This is a genomic window from Tsukamurella asaccharolytica, assembly GCF_007858435.1.
Lineage (GTDB): Bacteria > Actinomycetota > Actinomycetes > Mycobacteriales > Mycobacteriaceae > Tsukamurella > Tsukamurella asaccharolytica.
This window is the reverse complement of record NZ_VIGW01000019.1, coordinates 21,928-40,549: the sequence shown is the minus strand read 5'-3', so window position 1 is coordinate 40,549 and position 18,622 is coordinate 21,928. Positions and strand designations below refer to the sequence as shown.

Sequence of the window (18,622 nt, the reverse complement as noted above, 5' to 3'; positions counted from 1 at the left end):
CTCGGAAACGATGTTCACGAGCAACCATCAGGTGGGGCCAGATCAAACCGTCGCAACACCACCGGCGAGTCGCAAACGGGGCCAGGTCTAGCCGTCGAGCCGGGGCCTCTTCAAGCTGTCATAGCCAGCCCCGTCATAGTCGAGCATCAGAAGACAGACAGCGTCATACGCGTCGTCTTCTTGCGCAAGCTTTCCGAGAAGGTCGATAAGCCAACGCGCCTTGTCCGGCTCTGAGTCGAGGATCGTGGACCGTAGCCCGTAGACGAACCCATGTGCCGCGAGTGGATGGCGCGAGCGCAGATTCTTCGCGTCGCCGTACGCCTCCTCAATTCGATTGGCAGCGTTCTTGCCAAATGAGGAGTCCATGCGTTTCGTGGAGATCAGGATTTCGGGCCCCGTCTCCCATGCACTCATGACTACATCAACTTGCTTGATGTAGTGTCTCCCAAGCACTTTCGCGTCGGTCGCAACAACACCTGGCAGTGGCGTCTGACGTGCCAATTGGCTCCCGATCTTGGTTCGGAGATCCTTAGTAGTGGCGCCGACAAGGAAGTTGGCGATCGGAGCCGGCACGACCCGCGGGTGCTCCGCACGCGGCCAAACCGCATCGGTAGCAAATCCGGCACGACGAAGCTCATACGCCACCCAAACATCGAGGGCGAGTGCGGGCACACCGCTCTGGCTATTCGCGTTCAGATACAGCGGGACACCAAGCAGCGCCTGAAGCGTCTCAATGTCTGGAACGTATTCGTCACCGTCCCAAGGCCCATTCGTGAACAGTGGAGTCGCTGCCGCGTCTGCGACGATGCGATCGAACAGTGGCCATGCCTTCTGTTTCATGCTCGGCTCAGCCACTCTTGCCCCTCGTCACTCGCCGCTGCAGGAAAGCAGCGTGATCCTCGCGCACGGCACGGAGCTGCGCGTCACTCAGGTCACCCAGCACAATCTCGTCGACCACAGCTGCGGCAGCCAGCAGATCCTTGGCCCGGAGGAGCCGCCGAACTCTGGGCTTCACCTTGATGAGGGATTCACGATGACTCACCATCGTTGCTGCACTCGGCATCCACCACCGATCAGCCTCTCGTGGTTCGAGCTTCAGGACACCCCCGCCGTAGCTCCGTCCGACGAGCTCACCGCTAAGCAGGGTCAGAGAATTGAGGCTGGCGACCGGGAGCACATCCCGTGCAAGGTCACGGATCGCCGGCTTGAGGTGTACGCCATGCACACTGTTTAGGTGCCGGACGTTCGCCTGGTTTGTTACAAGGCGCGGCGCGTCCGCGTTCATGTACGTGAGCAGTAGGTCCGCAGCACGGAGCACTGGCACTCGCCACCATGGATCTCGCACTTTGCACTTGTACGCCGTATCGACGCCGGTCGTGTGGCCGCTGTCGATGTATGCGAGCGTCTCAGGTGCGGGGCGCCTGCTCGGGTACAGAAGCCACGTCGCCTTGCCCTCCTTACCGAGCTGCGTCATCGCTGAATCTGTAAGGGCGAGACCTCTAAGGTGAGACGATCCCGGCGGAGAAACCCGAAGCAGGTCACGCCGCGGTATGCCGAGTTCGCGTACTCGCTCCGGCGAGAGGGTGAAGAACTTGTTTGCTCCCGTCACCATACCAAGCGTCGTATCGCCAAGGTCCTCGAGCGGGGCGAAAATGCCCGTCGGGATGACCTTGCTGATGGCCGATACAGTCTCATCCTGTACGAGCAGCGGCCTCCACCGCGCTGTCGGATCGGTCGTTGACCAGGTTGTTCCCATGTGCAGGGAATCGAGAGTCGTTGCATCACGGGTCTGCCGGAGCGTCGCTACCCCCGCCGGTTCACCCAACCATCCAGATGCCTTCACAAGCACAGTGTCGGCCTCAGCATCAGGGAAAATCTGCGTCTCGAATGTCACTAGTTCGACCGAGCTAAAGCGCTCCAAGAGGAATTGCCGAACCGGTGCGGCATAGTTTGTGGAGAGGAGCTCGGCCGGGAGCACCATACCTAACCGACCTCCAGGCCGAAGGTGCGCCGCTGCGTGTACGACGAAAGCAGCCCAGGACGAAGCAAGCCCTGTGAGCGCGACACCCTGCGCCTGCGCCGCGAATCGTGCGCGATCGCGTGCCTCGCCGGCGAAGTCTTGATAGCGGATGAAGGGCGGGTTGCCGATCACCGCCGCGTACGTGCCGGAGGGTTGGGTCAGGAAGAAGTCGCTGACGCGGATCCTGGCGGTGCCACCAGCCTCAGCCACGACCTCGCGCGCTGCCTTAGCCGACGCCTGATGAAGCTCGACCCCATGAACAACAGGCTCAGCTGCGCCAAGGGCGTGGAGACGCTCAACCGCAGCGACGAGGAACGCAGCCTCCCCTGCAGACGGCTCGAGAACCGAGTCTGTGACACTCTGAATAGCCCAGTCAGCCAGGTGCCTCGTCACGCCCGAAGGGGTATAGAAGGCCCCTCGCGCCTTCCGCAGTGTCGGGGTGTCAGGGTTCGGGGTCACTATCCATCTCCAGTTTGTGCGGGTCGACGATGCCGCAGCTGCCAAGTACCCGGCGCGAACGATACCGGACTACTCCCCCTCGATCCTTCGCACCAACCGCCACCACTCGCGCTCACGCGTCATGTGCTCCTCGAACCAGTCGGGCAGGCGTACGCCGTCACCTGCAGCAAGCAGGTCCTCGGCGTACTCGTCGCCTGGCGAATCGGGCAGGGGATCCATCCCCCGACCGTACGGCTGACCGTGCACGCACCGGTGTAGCCACGCCGTCGGCTACTCTGCCAGCTCCGCGTGAGCGGAGAATGCCGGCGCCCGTTCCGCGGTGAACCCGCTGCACGGTTGGCCTGTCAGCTGCGCGACCGCGCCGAGTACGGTCGCATGGCCGGTCGGCCGCCCTTCGGTGATCTGTCCATCTCCGTCAACCGTGACGTACCGCTTCTCGAATAACACGTCGCACCCCAACAGGCAGAACAACATCGCTGCGGCATCGAAATCCCACCGCTCCTCCTCCGAGCACAGCGCCCGCGGCTTGATGTGCCCGGCGACGAGCAGTTCCGCCGGGAGGACGCGGCCGCACAACCCGCAGGCAGCCGAACCGGCGGCACCCAGTAGGTGAGCACGAAGGGCTGCTTGCTCAACGCGCACCCTCCCGGCCGATGCCCGGTCAGTAGCACCGCCACCGGCCCGAGCCGCATCGCCGGCGCCGCCGGTCACCAGGTCGCTCAAGTCGGCCAGCGCCAGCAGGGCAGTGCCTTCGTCGTCGGTCAGCGGCGAGAGGTACTTCTGCGCCGCCGTGCCGTTGACGGTCAGTGGTCCATGCTCACCGTTCCTGACGATCCGCTGGTACACCTCGAGCGGAATCTGGACGGACGTCGTCAACGGCTGCACCCGTACCAACCAGCCGTTGTCGTGGTCCTCGTCGCGCTTGGTCGGGTAGCCGACGGGGCGAGAAGCAGCGCGCCACGGCTCAATGACCACGCTGACCGCACGAATCATCTTGTGCTCGTGATGGAACACGATGTCGCCGCGCTCAAGCTCCTTGATCGCGCTGCGGTCAGGCGGAATCCGCCCGGTGAACCACGGGCACGTCCACAACGTGCCCTGCTCGATCGCCACTGGGTAGTTCTTGCCTTGGCTGGCCCACCAGTACGCCATGATCAGTACAACCGGAACGAAGGGATCGAGTTCCGGATGGCCTTCAGCGCGATCGAAATCGGGACGTAGGAGTCGTGACACGTGTCCGTCGGAGCCGACGACACGATCCCGAGCACTCCGGAGTCGTTGTACACCGCTCCCCCGGAATCACCAGGGTATGTGCAGTAGGTCGCCGTGTTCACCACCTTCTTCCAGTCGTAGCCCTTCACCTGAATCTCTGCGCCCACTTCGGTGACCTTGCCGCACGTCGACCGCTCGTGGTTCTGGCCAACGGCGCAGGCAGTGTCGCCGACCCGGCTCGTCGAGGCGACCGCGGGGATCTGCTTCCAGCCGTAGCCCGTGAGCTTCTTGCCCGAGCGCATCTGCACCACTGAGATGTCAACGTAGTAACCGCCGCTGGGGATGGTGTACACCCGCTCCCACCCGATCGACACCCCTGGGTTGGCCGGGTCGTACACATCGAGCGTCGTCCCGTCACGGCGCTCGTAGTGGCTCCCGCTGCTCGTCCGGAAGCAGTGCCCGGCCGTGATGAAGTACCGGTTGCCGGCGTTGTCGGTGCCCGGGTACCCCACCGAGCATGACTTCGTGCTGTTGCCCCCGATGGCCACCACGAACTTCTGGCCCGGCCAGGCCCAATCAGCCGACGTCGCGTTCGCAGTACCGACGTTCGCCGCCAGTACACCCGTCGCCGCCACGATCGCCGCTGCCGCCCCTGCAAATAGTCGCTTCATGCTGGTTCCTCCCCAAGCTGCTGTCTGAACTTGCGGAGGACGCTAGCGCACGGCACCGACAGTTTTCTTGGGCTAGACCAAATCGCCGCCTGAGCTGCGACGTTGCCGTCTTCGTTGCTACGGTCCGTGCCCGTGGATCAGGCGGCCAAGCTGCACCAACTGCGGTCCGATCGGCAGTCCCGTCTCCGCCCACCGTCGGATCATCACGATCGTGGCCAGGTCGGCCATCGCCTCCACCAGCTTGACGAGCTCCATCACCTGGTGGTTGAGCGGTAGCGGCTCCAGGTCCTGCCGCAGACACCGAAACGTCGGCACCCCCTCGGTCGACAGCACCAGCACCTCGAGCGCCTGGCGCCAGTGCTCCTGACGTACCTGCTTGTTGTCCCCCATACCTATTGGACGCACCAGCTCCGCGTTCGGTTCCCAACTCGGGCGGATAGGGCAGAGCGATCAGGGCACCACCATTTCGCCAATCCGCCCCACTTACGCAAATGTCAAATTCTTGCTACTATAGTTTAGTAACCCACTTTAGTAACGCACTCACCGATGAGTGCAGAGGATTCAGCTATGAGGACCGAAATGGCGCCGCATCCAATAGAGAACGAACAGCACCCAGAATCAGCAGGCGACACACCGCAGCCGATTGACTACGGCAACGCCGAGCAATATTTCGGGAAGGCAGCCGTCGACGTTGCGCTCGAGCTCTTCGGCGATGACCTGACGCGTCCCGGTGTGCTGTACAGCGAAGCGGGCAGTGACTTCGACGTGCCATACAAGATCATCTGCACCGGCAACGGAAATCTGATGACCTACAACATGCTTGACGGCAAAGATGCTCCTGCCGGGAGTAGTGGACTCGACGGCTACGTCATCTCTCATGCCAAAGCGGAGCGACTGGCACATATCGTCATGGACTACACGCCGCCCTTCTCAACCGACTCAGCCACTCGATCTGACACCGAGCGATAGAAGTTTGCGCTAACCGCACGTAACTTTTTCTTGAGCCTGATCTCGGCAGCGCTGGTTCCGTTCAATGATCGCCTAATCTCGTACAGTGGATGCTCCGCTACTGTGGCGGCCGCCATCTCAGGTGTCGCGATGACCATCTCGGCTGATACCTCATTGCCGGACGCCTTGTCGGTTAGCTTGATCGTGATCTTCGTGTCCAGATACTTCGGCTGGCCGCGGACCGGAAGCGGAGTCCCATTCTCGGCGATGTAGTTGCGCTTGATCAGCTCCTCGCCGGTCGTCCGATCACGCATGATGCTGAATCCCGCGTCCCGCACTGCTGCGATGTATTGGCCATCATCGCGCAGGTCACCCGGGATGATCAGCCGGCCACGCACGACATCCTTGATCCTACTCACGTCGCCGCCGTTCTCGCGCTCCGTCTTCTCGGCCATCCGTCCGATGCTCTTGACCCCTCCTGGCGAGTAGGCGACACCGAGGCGTTCCCCGACGGCGGCCATCCGAGCTTGGTACTCACCGTCCACCCGGTGCGCCGCTTCCACCAGGAGGGCGCACTGCCGCATCACCTCTGGGCTTCCTACGTACTCCACCGCGGCTACTGGCTCGCCGGCGAACGACGCACGTGCTGCTTCGATCATGTGCTGCAGCTCGGCGTTGTTGGCGATGAACTGCTGCTCGGCATCGGTCAACCCACCGGCCAGCAGCTCGCCGAACATGCCGGCCAGTTGGTGCCTGAACTGGCGCTCGTACTCCGTCGTCCGGCGGAGCAGCTCGCCCGGCGCCGTCTCGTCCTCATGCTCGCGGTCGGTCTTGTCCAGGGTGGTGAGGGCAGCAGCTTCATCCGCCAGCGTCGCTACGTCGGCCGCCGCCTCGGGATCTTCCGCCGCCAGCGCTTCCACACCGGCGGTCACCAACTCGCCGTGACCACGCGCCTCCAACTGCCTGATCGCGTTGTCCTCAAGCGGCACACCCAGACGTTGCTCCTCGAGCCCCGCCAGCTCGGCAGGCAGTACATCCGCCTCGACGACCTGCTCACGTACCGCTGGCGAGAGGGCGGCATCTCCCCCGGCTTCGGCGACGTCATGCTCGGTGGCGTGAACGAAGAAGTCGCCCGACGTCTGCGCAACTTCACGCTCGGTGGCGCCTGGCAACCGCTCGCGCACCGTGGCCGCGACGTCCCGAACAATCTCTCGGGCTCGCTCCACTCCCGAGGTCACCCGCTCGCGAATCTCGTGGACTACGTCGCGCGGATCCATCTATATTGTTTATGCTTGTTCACTATCTTTAGTTATACGACAATCCGCGAGAATCCTCAATCCTTATTCTTACTTTGGACCAGCCGGGCCGCCGGCCGCAGCAATTTCGAGGTTCCGGATGCTATTCAACTGATCCGGCAGAAGCTGAATGGGACGATGCTCGATATTTCGATCCTTCGGAGAAAATAGGAGAGCAGTCATCTGCCCCTCGCGCTGCCCAATGCTGATCACTGCGCCCGCGAACGCGTCGCCGTCGGGTACGCGTTCCATGACACAGTATTTCATCTCCTGTCGGTCCCACACGAGACTTCCCGAAAGGGTGATCGTATCGATTTTGTACGGCTTCCCATCCACGACGATATGCGCTCCCAGGGTTCCGGCATCCAACGTGTGCGAGTGTGGCCGCTCTCCCAAGTCAGGAATCGTTGACGGTGGTGAGTGTGTTTCTATCGCGGCATTCATTGGTGCCACGATCGGATCCAGGTTGACCAGCAGGTCGACTGAGCGCATCAGCGCCTTCTTAACCAGCGCCGAGTACGTCGGCGCGAAATCAAGCGGCCGCCCCGTCTCGTCAAATATGGGCGCGTTCGCGTCGATCGTAAAGTTGGGAACGTTCCCCTCCATACCGAGCCACACCGACCAGTCCTTCCAATTCAGAAAGAAGTGCATGCCACGAATCGCCTCCTCGGGCTTTCCGCCCATCGGAGCCAGCTCAGGGAACTGCTCCTCCAGCGGTTTGACCCAGTCTGCGATCACATACAGATCAACCCCGTGATGTGCGGCCTTCCGGATCGCCGGTTCCGTGTATCCCGAAGTGGTGACGATCGCACGGTGTGTCACTGACGGCATATCGTTAAACTTGGCTACTAATGCCTCAACATCGGCAACATCAAGCTTGTTCTTCCAGTGCTTGACTTCGTATCCTTTGAAAGCGTGGACACCGCCATCTGGGTCCGAAGCTGTGACCGTGACGTCCACGTCGCGAGTCGTCTCTGATGCCACGTCTTGGACCATCCCGCCCAGAGTGACAGACACGTCAACCGCCTCAGCGTCCCACCTCAACGCACACAGTCCCACGAGGTACTGCACCAGCATCGGTGACAGTGGCAACTTCTCGGTAGATCCGGTCATGTCCGAATCTTAGGTCAGAGGCACCTCTGGACTGGCGAACCCCATCTCGCGTCACTCATCCCACCCCGGATCCAGCTCTGCCGACCGGTTGTGCCAGATCACCTCACCCAGCAGCTCGGGTGGGTCGATCACCACCACCGCTTTCTGGCTCAGGTGCCACGCGGTGGTCGTCGTGGCACCTCGCAGGTACCCGCGCACCGCCGTCACCGGGTCATCCCCGGCCGTCGCGCCCTTGACCAACGGCACGTAGAGGTCAACATGCCGGCCTCGGTACCCCTCCGGCACGTCCAGCGGATGCACGCCATGCACAGACCGCCCGAAGTCTCGCACCTGTCGTGCACGTCGCAGCTGATGCCTGCCCGGGTCGATCTTGGCGAAGAACGAGTGCACGTCGAGATCCTTCACCCGATGTTTGCCACCCGACGCGTAGTGCAGCGCGGCACCCTGCGTGAGGGCCGACAGCAAGTACGCATCCCGGTAGTCGGCCAGGTGCGGGTTGCGGTCGAAGAAGCCATCGAGCTCCTCGCGAGCGATCGCCGCCAGACGCCGCAGGTGCTCCTCGGTGACCAGCTCGCGCGAGTACTCAGAGACGTCGTCTGCTGCCATGCTCGCGAGCCTAGCGGCTGGCGCCGACAAGACAGGGTGATCGGCAGCAGCCCCTCGCCCCGGCTATCTGCTCGGTGTTCAGCCACCTGCATCAATAAGGGACGTCCTTCTGCCCATGCGTTGTCTCCACACCTGCCATCACACCAGAGGCCGATCAGTTCCGCTTCTCATGACAGTTCGTTCCGGCGACCTTCGTTGCGCCGTTCAACGGCACTACCACAACGTCTGTGCCACTATATGCACTGCGATCTCATAAGTAATGTTCTTTGCCGATCGAACCACAACGCTCAAGACTGTCCAGAACCCCGACGACGCTAGGGATGCACCGCTTGACCGCCGCGAGAAGCCATCGAGGAGTTCTCACCCTCATTCTGACGTTCGCCGCCGCGACTTGGCAGGTATGGTTATTTGGCTTCACTAACGCATCGCCAACACTCATAGTTGGATCGGCGGTCACGTGGATCCTGATTGCACTGTTCATCCTTACCGCCCCGCCCGAATGGCGCGAGCGCCTCACCCGTGTCCAGATTTCTGCGATTCTTCTATTCCAGGTCGTATTCTTCTGGGGACTCGCGAGCCACAGCAACGGCGTACAGAACCTCTCAAGCAGAATCCAGTCAGCCATACAGAACAACAACCCGAATAACACCGAGAAAGCGAGTGTAAATACATACGATCAATCGATACCAGGAACCGACAGGCTCGGCTTTATCGGTAGCCGGGCGCGATGCAATACATCGGATAGCGTTATCCTCCTACTGAGAACCACGGCACAGGGACGCCCCGGATCGAAGGTGGCAATCTGCCGCACCTCCATCGGCAGCCTATATTACGCTGGGGCGCGCGATACGCCATCCGATCCCGGCATCACGATCCGCAATGTAGAGTCCACTGCCTACGGATTCACTGCGCGCAACCGCGACCATGTTTACGAAGTTTCGTCTAGCCAGCTCGCAATCCGCAAAAATGGTGTGACGATATCACTTGAACCTGGAGTTCAGTATTGGAGATCTAGGTAGTCGATCACTCAGCAAGCTGAAGACCTCAAGCAGCTTTCACGCCCCAACAACTCATGACAGACGAGGATCCGCCAGATGTCAACCCAAGAACTTGTATCGTTCCATGATGGAATCATTTCTTACGGAACACCAGTGCTCGAAGCAACCAAGGCGGTTACCCCAATTCTCCGTTCAGCAGGATCGCTAATCACACGTATTTCTGCATGCTCGGTGGAAATCAAGGCGATTCGAATGCAGGCAGAACGCCTTGAGCGACGTCACCAGATGGCCGACGAATTGCTGGTGCAGAGGGCGAAGCAATTGGTCAACCATTTTGACGAGCTCGAGAGGCAATCTGCACAGGAGTCGATTCGGCTTTCGCAGATTGATCTCGCAATGTCGGGACTAAGTACGCGAATTATAGATCCCAGTCGGTCGGTTGAAGAAATAAGAGTACTTACAGAAATGCTTGACCTTCTCCTCGGCAGGAGCCTAGAGTTCGTAGCGTTGGCAAATGATCGTATCATTCACCTCAGTGATGCCATCTCAATCGAATCGACCGCTCGCGCCATCCGAATGCTGGATCTGTAGAAACAGAATGAATCGATCATCGGCAACAAGTTGGACGCTCTTCGCTCTTGGTAGCGTAGAGGCAGCGCTGTTATTGCTATCAATCGGACTCACCGTACAGTCGGTGGTCTTGATCGCAATATTGTGCATATTTCTAGCGCACTACTTGATGTCGGCACCATCGTCCACCCCAAAGCGACTTCCACCGTCGCATCGACGGAAGACGACTGTTGGCCACGGCGTCACGACCAGGTCAGCTCCCGCGATGAATACGAATATCGCAGTAACACCCCTCTACGCCCAAACTGTCACCGATGAGGCTCTAGCTGATTCGCGAGCGCTACGGATCGCGGTCTCGAAGGTCGAGACCGAGCGGTCAAAGACACAAGCACTTGTTCAGAATTCGCGAACAAAGATCGTCTTTGAAATCGCGCGGCAACAACACTACGCTAGTTTCAGAGCTGCAGATGCGGCTCATGCTCAGATCGAGTCTGTGCGTACCAGGATTGGTACGCTTGACGGTCAAATCAAGAAGGTTGTCGAGGCCCGCACCAGGTCGATCGAAGTCCGAAACAATGCGGTCGGAAGCAGCCGCGCCGTAGCCCAGAGTAAGGTGGACGCATTCCAGTCGGCCGTCACTAAAATGCGCTCAGCAAGGGACTCCCTAAGATCTGAGAGAGATCGAATGTCCGCAGCGCGTAACTCACTCAACGAACAAACAGCGCTTTTGCGCGACGCAATACGAGATCGCGGAGGTCACGAAGGACGACTTTGGTACGAACGGCTGGAGGCTCGAAAGAAGAAGAGGTGATTGCATGTCAAGCGCAAAGCAAGATGCATGCAATACGCTTGACTAATTAGTCATAGTATGTTATATTTGACTGAGAGTTTGCGGCGGGCTCAAACAATCCAGATTTGACGGATTGCGCTGGCCTGCCGCAAACCGGCAGGCCACGTGCCAGAAGATCTGAGCGGTGGATTTCGCAGAGGAGAAGCTGCGATGTCTCGTTCGTTGGAGAACTCAGAATGCCACCCCGAAGGGGATCTCGTCGGCCTCTTGGAGACGATCGCCGAAGATTGGCGATCTGACGAGCCTAGTTCTGAAGATCTCAGGAAGTTCGAATCGTGTATCGATCGCATCCGACACATTCTGTGACACGTAGGTCCCCCGTCCGCTGGGCGGGGGATTTTACCTATTCGAAGAGATGTCTTCCAATTCGCCTAGATTCCGCAGCATTGCTCCCGCATCCACCTCCAACCCCTCCGCGATCCGCACAATGTTGTGCAGGCTCACATTCCGCCGGCCCCGCTCGACCTGCCCCAGGTACGTCCAGTGCAGCCCCATGCGCTCGGCGGCAACCTCCTGCGTCAACCCCAGCTCCTTCCGGCGCTGCTGCACCCGTCGCCCGAACTCTCGGGCGACGTCCGACAGTGGCTCTGGAGATGGCTTTGACATGGCCGTACAAGCTCATCGGTCGCAAGACTAAGAATCCAGAGACGATGAGTCGGGTAGTGTTCGGCGATCGCTCCACCAGCATCGTTCGCGGAATCGGCCGGGACGACAGGGAGGCAGTAGGGCGAACCAGCGGCTCGTCCGCCTGGCCGGCTACTCCCCCTCGACCACCGGCGCCGGCAACCCGTCGATCAGCTCCCCCGGGGTGATCTCCAACCCCTCGGCAATCTTCAGGATGTTATGTAACGTGACGTTTCGCCTGCCACGCTCTACCTGCCCCAAGTACGTCCAGTGCACGCCGATCCGTTCGGCTGCCTTCTCCTGGCTGAGCGCCAGTTCCGTCCGCCTGGCGGCCACCCGTCGCCCGAATTCCCGCGTGGCGGGCGTAACGGTCGACTTGGACGGCGGGGGCACCCACTAACCCCACCTGTCACAACCCTGTGAATCCAGAGACTATGAATCCCTAGACTTTGAATCCTGGTACTGTTCTAGCGACCGCACCGGGTGCCACGGGCACCGGGCGCGGCCATTGACCTGCAGAAACCGGGAAAGGGGGTGGGTGACATGCGCGGAGGCGGTGAGTTCGTGGGTGGCGGCGAGTAGGCCCCACGTCACAGAAGAATCAGATCAGGCTGCCTCGCGATCGTCGCGGGGCAGTTCTGCTCTCAGCGCCCACGTGAACGCGAAGCCGCTGTGCGGCATGAGCCACCCTCGCGACTCGACGGTGATCGTCTTACCGGCCACTCCCCGCGGAGTACGAGTGACCTGCGGCGCGCGGGCTGAACCGACGGTGTCGCTGACGCGCATATCCACGATGTCGGTATCGGTGTAGTCCATCGTCAGGGACATGTTCCGTCCCGGCTGCGGAAGCTCAAAGAACAGTCGGTGCCCCCACTGCGGCGTGATCGTGCGGAACACTTGGCGGATGCGCACGGGTTGGCCGGATCTCGCAGTATCGGCCAACGCCACCGAGTAGGTCTGTCCGTTCTTGCGCACCGTCCGTCGAATCACCTGCGGGATACCATCCACCGTCAGCTCGAGGAGTTCGTAGCTCTCCTTGCTCGAGGCATCCATCCCTGGACGGTTGGTCATCAGCCACGGCGACGTCGCCGGAACATCGAGCAGCAGCTCGTTGTACTCCGCGCGATCGGAGGTGCAGGCGAACCGGCGCACTGTGCCGCTGGGCACCGTGGTGTACTCCCATTCCACGGTGACGTCGAACAGAGGAGTGCCTCCGGCACTCCTCTCTAAGGCCTTAGAGAGCCTGATGCGAACTTCGACGTCGTGCCAGCGTTCCGCTGCTTTGACCGCCTGGTCGCGGATGTCGGCGTAGATCTCTCGAGCGAACTGCTCGTCGCCGAGACGCAGGCTCATGGCGTTGGCCGCCAGGTCATCGAGCAGCTCCGGCGTGGCGACGCGGCGAAGATCCTCAGGGTGGATGGCGAACGCTTCCACGACCGCATCGCGGATCTTCGGGATGCTCCGGTCGATCCCCTTGTCCACCTGCTCAACGACCACGGCGGCTTGCTCCTTGCGCATGCCGTACTCGAAGTACGCCCCGATGACGCCGGCACCAAAGAGAATGCCGCCGAACTCACCGAAGGGGATGACGTGCAGCCAGTTCCACGGACCGAGCTCCAGGCCGTCGAACCATCCCGCGAAGGTGATCAGGAGGACGCCGGCGAATGCCGACGAGACGGCCAAAAGCGCCGCCTTGGTCTTGCGGAGTTCAGCGTTCACGGATGGGTGAGTGCGACGTGCCATTACTTAGGCATAAGTATAACAAACCGGCGGCCGTCTGCCCAGAGCAAAACTGTTGCTACACAGTCGAAGTTCCGTCAACTGAATCGGCGAGCAGGGCATAGACTTCGATGTCGCGGCGAGTACCGGCATGCTGGTACCGCGCCCGGAGCGTGCCCTCGTGCTCGAACCCCAGCCGCTTGAACAGAGCCGCTGAGCCGGTGTTGCCCGCCAGGATCCACGCCTCCAGCCGCAGCAGCCCGAGTTCACCGAATCCCCACACCACCATCTGCTCGACGCCGTACCGGCCAAAGCCTGAGCGACGATCCACCGGCGCCCACACGCATACCCCGACCTGCGCCACGCGGTTTCGCCAGTCGATGGCGTGAAGCGAGCACTCCCCCACGAGCCGCCCGTCGTCCTCCAGCACGAACGTGTACTCCGTCGCTGGCGCCGGCCCCGCGGTCGCCGCCACCTTGCGCCGGAGTTCCGCCTCGCTACGCGGCCGCCAATACGGTGGCCCAAACGCCGCCAGTTCCCGCCAGTCGGCGCAGGCGGCCACCACGGCGGGCACATGGGCGTCGGCTAGGGCAGACAGGACTACGGGCACGGGACCCCCTGGGGTGGCCTTACGGCGTCGTGGCGCGGGATAGGACTTATAGTCTATATCGGGAGGCAATTGCTTTGGCTCCCTACTATTTCCAAGCTCAAACCTGTCGGCGCTGACTTGTAGCCTGAAGAGCGAGTCGGAAACTCCGGCGAACGAAGGAGCGATCACGATGGCCAAGGGTGACATCGATACGTATCACGAGGGTGACAGCTGGAAGAACAAGGTCGAGGGCAACCAACGCGCCTCTGCCACGTTCAACACGAAGGCGGAGGCGGTCGCTGCTGGCCGCGAGGCAGCCATCAACCGTGGCGTCGAGCATGTCATCAAGAACATGGACGGCACGATCGGCGCGAAGAACACGTACCCGCGGTCACGTGACCAGCACCCGCCGCGCGGATAGCGCCAGCCATGGACAGGCCGTCATCGTTTCGGCCACCAGAGCCGTGCACGCATGACGCATGCGCTGCATCACGCACGGAGATGCACGCGGTAGCACGGGTTGCGCAGGCGCTGAGCGATGACGGTCTCCAGCGTGTGTGTACAAGGGTCAGGAGCGGCGCAGTACCTGACTACTGGTCAAGCCGGCACGTTGTCGAGATCAAAGAGATCACCGACGGAAAGATCAAGTCCTTCGAGGATGGATACCGGCGCGAGATCGGACAGCAGCCACACGTCGTCATCCCCGGAATGAAATCCGTATGGACCGTCATGATCAGCGCCGGGGATTCTCCCGAGATTCCCGGTCAATTCAGACGACCTCGGCTCAAGCATCTCGCTGAACGGCTCGCTCCCTACCTGCTCGAAGTCGAAGCACGCGATGTTGCTCATCCCCGCGAGGTACCGCATCTGTGGTATCCGATTCGCACCATGCTCGGAGGTGGGCAGTGCGATCCGATTGCGGCCACCGAAGCACCGCCGGGGATCTATTTCCTCGGGTGGGGTATCGGCCACAGTCGCCCGTGCGACATGAACCGCGTCATCGTCGACAACGTCCAAGACTGGCTGGCAAGCCCGCAGGCCACGAACGTCGTCGCGAGTCTGTGGGAGGCCCGTGTTCACCGCGTAGCGGCACTTACATGCGGCACCCTCGGCCGAGGACTCGACATCTGGCAGTCACTCGATCGCGACTTCCCGGACATCCACTCGACGCCGTCGCGAGAGCTGGAATTGCCCCACAGCATCGACAGCCTCGTGATCGTCGCCGGCGATCACATACTGCGGCATAGCTCATCGCTGCGCCAGAGCAACCAAGCATCGACGTGGTCGCGTACTCGATACACGCCGACCACAAGCTTGAGGTTCGCGGGGACAGCGATCTGACCACTCGTCGCCAGTCGCTACCCCTGGGACGGTGCTACGACGCAGCGTCCGAGTGAAGCCACCCGCTCTTATTTGCTTCTGTTTACTACTTTGGGTCGCAGGCATTGCCTGCTCGTACGCTCCCGCGCAGCAAGCTGGTCGTAGATTTGGCTGCGACACGACCGGCTTCTCTGAAGAACAGCCGTGTGCGCATGACAGAATCGTGAACTGGAGCAACCCGACGCGCCGAGCCGGAAGAGGGTACAAGTGGTCGATCTCACCGATATCGGAGATGATGAACTGTGGGACTCTTCGATCCAGCGGGTCGTGACAATTCGAGATCCAGTTCACGACTACGTCGAGCTCCCGTACGCCGTTGCGCCTGTGATTAGCCATCCTTTCATGCAGCGATTAAAGTCCGTCTCGCAAACGTCTATGTCGCTCGCGTCATTCCCCTCCATGACCGGTCATCGATTTGGGCATTCAATTGGTGCAGCTCATATCGCCGCACTCGGGTGGCGATACGCCTGGAAAAACACCACCCCTCTAGTGCGCCGGATGTTCCAGCAGGATGTTCTTTCGACGTTTGATTCCAACGGGGTCAAGATATTAGGAATTCACCTGGACACCGCAGATACCCAGCAAGAGTTTTTCGAACTTGTCGAGAACTCCATCGCTGTCGCCGCACTAATTCACGACATCGGCCATCCGCCCTTCTCGCATGCACTTGAAGGGTTCTATGCGAGTCATTTAGATACGATTCTCGCCGATCTCCCGAGACCGTATCGCGACGAGGTTATAGATCGTATGTCAAGGAAGTCTCCGCCACACGAAACAGCAGGCATCCTCATCTCGGAGCGGATACGTGAGGACCTACGCTCGCACGAGCAGATCAAATGGGAATTGGTACATACGATCCTCAGCCCTGCTGACGGCCTCGGATCATGGTCGCATAGCCTCCACGACCTAATATCAGGAGACATCGACGTCGATCGAATGGACTACCTGCTGCGGGATGCTCACTATTCAGGTACCGAGTTTGGGCTTTATGACCTTAGTCGCTTGGTTCATTCCCTCGAGCTACACCTATTGCGAGGAAGGGTCGATCCCTACGGCAACTCAGATGAGTCACAGGCACACTGGGCAATCGGTTTTGGTTTACGCGCAATATCTGCAGTCGAGGCGATGCTAGTCGCTAGATTTCAGTACTACCGGTGGGTGGTGTTTAACAGTCGCGTTGTCGCCATGAATAAGTATCTCGGTATATGCGCAGACTACTTACTGCGACTCGATTCCCGCGGCCCGAGCTCAATGGCCCATGTCCCAAAATTGAACTATTTCGCATCAGCGAGCAGAAGTACGAGGGACGTCTCCCGGGAGATGGCCACCGTCTCGGACAGCACTATAGTCGAGTGGATTAGATCCGGCAGGCGCCGCTACTCGCATGAGCGAATTGCTGTTGCGAGTGTCCCTCTCGGTGACGCAGATGAAATCGCCGAGTACGAGATCATAAGGGTTCGATTCTTAGCATTGGCTGACATCGTTCTCTTTCAAGGTGAGAACTGGATGCCCCTGTGGCGTACTCAGTGGGCATATCGGCAACATTGCCAAAGCTTGCTACCGCGACTATTGACTGGTGTGCGGCGTGCAATCGAAGAATATGAGCACTGGGCTGACGTACAGGAGCAGCGAAACGGAATCGACACCGAATCGGTGCGTTTCCGTCGCTCGCTCGTCCGAAAACTGGAATCCGCCATGCCAGCACATGACTCCGGCGACGGACCTCCGAAGGCGAAGGAAGCTGTCAACTTCATGAACACTGTCACCCGGATTCTACTTCGCGAGGGGGCGGAGACTCCCAACGCTGTACTAACTCGAGAGATCGAAGAGGCTGGATTCTTCGGTTCGTTCATGAACGATCGCGAGGGCATGGAGTATGGATTCTGGGTCTTCACCTACGATGATTTCGAACCCCTCAAATCTGACGGATTTGACCGCTGGACGACCTCTGTTTTTGCAAACAACGAGCGCAGGGCGGTTGCAGACATCGGTGACTCTTCGCTCATCCGGCTCGAAGAACGAGAGGCCGAGCGCGCCCATTTCAATTGCTACTTCGTTCACCCGAATCTCGACCGTGCACTGGATCTAGTGGAATCGGAGCGAGTTCAGACTTGGTTTACTCGCCACTTTCCAAGGTACGTCTACGACTCACTACTTCACTTACTGGTCCCGTAATTTCTAGGTTAGGACAGGTAATGATACAATGGAACACAGAGAATGCTAACGACTCCAGCGAAATGAAGGGAGGTGATATGGATGAGTTTGACGGACGCCCGAGGAGGCCTGGAAGAAATGCCCACATGGCCACCAGCGACGCAATAATTGAAGAACTTCTAATTTCACCAGGGACAGCGAAGACTGTGTCGGAACTGGCGAATGTCGCTCTAGAGGTACGCGGAGTGTCGAAATACCAGATGGCATACGCTGCGGTCGCAGCGCTCGGCCGGTACGGAATTGTCCAATACGACGAAGAGAGCGACACCGTCCTCATTACCTAGAAGTCCGGAGCAGGGCAAGTAGATCTACTCCCACGCCAACCCCGCGTACAGCCCGCCGCCCAAATCCGTGAACCGCACCCCCACGCGCCCGTGCTCGTCTGGAGTCAGCAACGTCTGCCGGTACGGCTCTCCCGGCACCTCCAAGTGCGACAGCCCTGAGAACCACCACACCCACTTCGGCCGTACACCACGGAACTCCGCCTCGAAGATTGCCACGCGGGTGGGTTCGTGGAACGCCTGCCAGTTGCCGACCAGCGGCTCGGGATCATCGGCCGACGTGGTCGGAGCGACGCGGTAGGCCAGGGTGTACACCTGCCCTCGCTCCATCGGGGAGGGGGCGTAGAACCGCAGGCGCCGGCCACGAGCGACCGCCTGCTCGTCGAGCCGCCAGCCACCGCCGAGGACCGAAACCTGCTCGGTGGCGGTGCTGGTGATCGCGAAGTACTCGGCTTGGTGGTACGTGGTCAGTAGCTGGAGCTCGTGGACGTTCTCCACCAAGTGCCCATCCTGGAGTACCACCCGGTTCTTGACCGCGATCAGAACGGCTCCGCCGTGCGACACGGCCGTTGGCAGCGGCACTGGTGACAGGGGGTACCACCCGGTCAGGAGTTGCGAACGCAGGCGCAGTAGTGCCTTCGCCTCTCGATCGGCCACAGCGTCACGTCGTATCCCCAGCTTGGCCCCCGCCACATCCCGGCGGGGGCCAAGTGCTGTTTCCGCCCCTCCCTCCGGGCTCAGGCCGAATACATCGAGCAGCAGCTGCGCATCTCCGGACGGTTGGCCGTCGAGCAGGCTCAGCGACTCGATCGCTGAAGTCAAGCGATCGACCAGTACGGGGAACCATTCATCGACGGGCCGTCCTCGTTCGTCGGGACTACGAAGCAACCCCACCAGTTCGTCGAGCCCGCCGACCCGCTTCGGCGTGACGCCGGCCCCCTTGCGGAGGTAGAGCAACTGGTCGAGCACGGTGTCGGCGAACCGGTTACGCCCTGCGCCACCGTTCTCCGTCGGCTGAAGTGGTGTTTGGCCACCTGCTCGTGTCCGATTCGACTCCAACTTTCCCTCCGGTT

Annotated in this window: 21 protein-coding genes; 7 read left to right on the top strand and 14 right to left on the bottom strand. The window is 60.7% G+C overall.

Annotated features, from left to right (window positions below; all coding sequences use genetic code 11):
• Positions 1–87: 87 nt before the first annotated feature.
• The 6 genes from FK529_RS18980 to FK529_RS18960 form a co-directional block, all read right to left on the bottom strand.
• On the bottom strand, positions 88–855 hold the full coding sequence (locus FK529_RS18980; protein WP_146564110.1) for a hypothetical protein: 768 nt from the start codon (positions 853–855) through the stop codon (positions 88–90).
• Positions 848–2,479, bottom strand: coding sequence for an N-6 DNA methylase (locus FK529_RS18975; protein ID WP_255304247.1), 1,632 nt, complete (start codon positions 2,477–2,479; stop codon positions 848–850). The genes FK529_RS18980 and FK529_RS18975 overlap by 8 nt, the downstream gene beginning before the upstream one ends.
• 69 nt (positions 2,480–2,548) lie before the next feature.
• A complete protein-coding gene (locus FK529_RS20110) occupies positions 2,549–2,698 on the bottom strand; it encodes a hypothetical protein (protein ID WP_158635159.1) in 150 nt (49 codons plus the stop codon).
• Positions 2,699–2,749: 51 nt separating this feature from the next.
• Positions 2,750–3,592: a hypothetical protein gene (locus tag FK529_RS18970; protein ID WP_141660870.1), complete on the bottom strand. Its 843-nt coding sequence runs from the start codon at positions 3,590–3,592 to the stop codon at positions 2,750–2,752.
• Positions 3,593–3,633: 41 nt separating this feature from the next.
• The gene (locus tag FK529_RS18965) at positions 3,634–4,326 is read right to left on the bottom strand and encodes a trypsin-like serine protease (RefSeq protein ID WP_068626338.1); all 693 of its coding nucleotides are present in this window, start codon (positions 4,324–4,326) and stop codon (positions 3,634–3,636) included.
• A 153-nt stretch (positions 4,327–4,479) separates the two neighbouring features.
• Complete coding sequence (locus FK529_RS18960) at positions 4,480–4,752, bottom strand: hypothetical protein (protein ID WP_068626336.1); 273 nt, start codon at positions 4,750–4,752, stop codon at positions 4,480–4,482.
• Between the two features lie 177 nt (positions 4,753–4,929).
• Between FK529_RS18960 and FK529_RS18955 the strand changes: the two genes are divergently transcribed.
• On the top strand, positions 4,930–5,331 hold the full coding sequence (locus tag FK529_RS18955) for a hypothetical protein (RefSeq protein WP_141660869.1): 402 nt from the start codon (positions 4,930–4,932) through the stop codon (positions 5,329–5,331).
• Here FK529_RS18955 and FK529_RS18950 read toward each other — a convergent pair.
• From FK529_RS18950 to FK529_RS18940, 3 genes are all read right to left on the bottom strand, one after another.
• Positions 5,277–6,587: a hypothetical protein gene (locus tag FK529_RS18950; RefSeq protein WP_146564109.1), complete on the bottom strand. Its 1,311-nt coding sequence runs from the start codon at positions 6,585–6,587 to the stop codon at positions 5,277–5,279. The genes FK529_RS18955 and FK529_RS18950 overlap by 55 nt on opposite strands.
• A 69-nt stretch (positions 6,588–6,656) precedes the next feature.
• Entirely contained in the window at positions 6,657–7,718 is a 1,062-nt protein-coding gene (locus tag FK529_RS18945) for a restriction endonuclease (RefSeq protein ID WP_068626333.1), read from the bottom strand.
• A gap of 51 nt (positions 7,719–7,769) precedes the next feature.
• On the bottom strand, positions 7,770–8,324 hold the full coding sequence (locus FK529_RS18940; RefSeq protein WP_141660868.1) for a hypothetical protein: 555 nt from the start codon (positions 8,322–8,324) through the stop codon (positions 7,770–7,772).
• Between the two features lie 329 nt (positions 8,325–8,653).
• On the opposite strand from FK529_RS18940, the gene FK529_RS18935 reads away from it, so the two are divergent.
• Positions 8,654–9,343: a hypothetical protein gene (locus FK529_RS18935; RefSeq protein ID WP_146564108.1), complete on the top strand. Its 690-nt coding sequence runs from the start codon at positions 8,654–8,656 to the stop codon at positions 9,341–9,343.
• A gap of 75 nt (positions 9,344–9,418) precedes the next feature.
• Positions 9,419–9,913, top strand: coding sequence for a hypothetical protein (locus FK529_RS18930; protein ID WP_141660866.1), 495 nt, complete (start codon positions 9,419–9,421; stop codon positions 9,911–9,913).
• A 1,168-nt stretch (positions 9,914–11,081) separates the two neighbouring features.
• On the opposite strand, the gene FK529_RS18925 is transcribed toward FK529_RS18930, so the two are convergent.
• The 4 genes from FK529_RS18925 to FK529_RS18910 all read right to left on the bottom strand — a co-directional run bounded on the left by FK529_RS18925 (position 11,082) and on the right by FK529_RS18910 (position 13,695).
• Entirely contained in the window at positions 11,082–11,348 is a 267-nt protein-coding gene (locus FK529_RS18925) for a helix-turn-helix domain-containing protein (RefSeq protein WP_082809223.1), read from the bottom strand.
• 150 nt (positions 11,349–11,498) lie between these two features.
• Positions 11,499–11,759, bottom strand: coding sequence for a helix-turn-helix domain-containing protein (locus tag FK529_RS18920; protein ID WP_068626327.1), 261 nt, complete (start codon positions 11,757–11,759; stop codon positions 11,499–11,501).
• 213 nt (positions 11,760–11,972) lie between these two features.
• Positions 11,973–13,085: a C2 domain-containing protein gene (locus tag FK529_RS18915; protein WP_231703177.1), complete on the bottom strand. Its 1,113-nt coding sequence runs from the start codon at positions 13,083–13,085 to the stop codon at positions 11,973–11,975.
• Positions 13,086–13,164: 79 nt separating this feature from the next.
• A complete protein-coding gene (locus FK529_RS18910; RefSeq protein ID WP_068626322.1) occupies positions 13,165–13,695 on the bottom strand; it encodes a GNAT family N-acetyltransferase in 531 nt (176 codons plus the stop codon).
• Positions 13,696–13,864: 169 nt separating this feature from the next.
• Here FK529_RS18910 and FK529_RS18905 point away from each other — a divergent pair, with 169 nt between their 5' ends.
• The 4 genes from FK529_RS18905 (at position 13,865) to FK529_RS18890 (ending at position 17,552) form a co-directional block, all read left to right on the top strand.
• Positions 13,865–14,095 carry a DUF2188 domain-containing protein gene (locus tag FK529_RS18905; RefSeq protein ID WP_068626320.1) on the top strand — a complete coding sequence of 77 codons (231 nt, stop codon included), beginning with the start codon at positions 13,865–13,867 and terminating at the stop codon, positions 14,093–14,095.
• 80 nt (positions 14,096–14,175) lie between these two features.
• Positions 14,176–15,015, top strand: coding sequence for a hypothetical protein (locus tag FK529_RS18900; protein ID WP_141660865.1), 840 nt, complete (start codon positions 14,176–14,178; stop codon positions 15,013–15,015).
• Between the two features lie 246 nt (positions 15,016–15,261).
• Positions 15,262–17,229 (top strand): HD domain-containing protein, encoded by a 1,968-nt coding sequence (locus FK529_RS18895; protein ID WP_146564106.1) that lies wholly within the window; start codon positions 15,262–15,264, stop codon positions 17,227–17,229.
• Between the two features lie 77 nt (positions 17,230–17,306).
• Positions 17,307–17,552 carry a hypothetical protein gene (locus tag FK529_RS18890; protein ID WP_146564105.1) on the top strand — a complete coding sequence of 82 codons (246 nt, stop codon included), beginning with the start codon at positions 17,307–17,309 and terminating at the stop codon, positions 17,550–17,552.
• Between the two features lie 24 nt (positions 17,553–17,576).
• Here the strand turns inward: FK529_RS18890 and FK529_RS18885 are convergent, their stop codons facing one another.
• Positions 17,577–18,518, bottom strand: a complete 942-nt coding sequence (locus FK529_RS18885) for a hypothetical protein (protein ID WP_068626802.1) — start codon at positions 18,516–18,518, stop codon at positions 17,577–17,579.
• Positions 18,519–18,622: the final 104 nt, after the last annotated feature.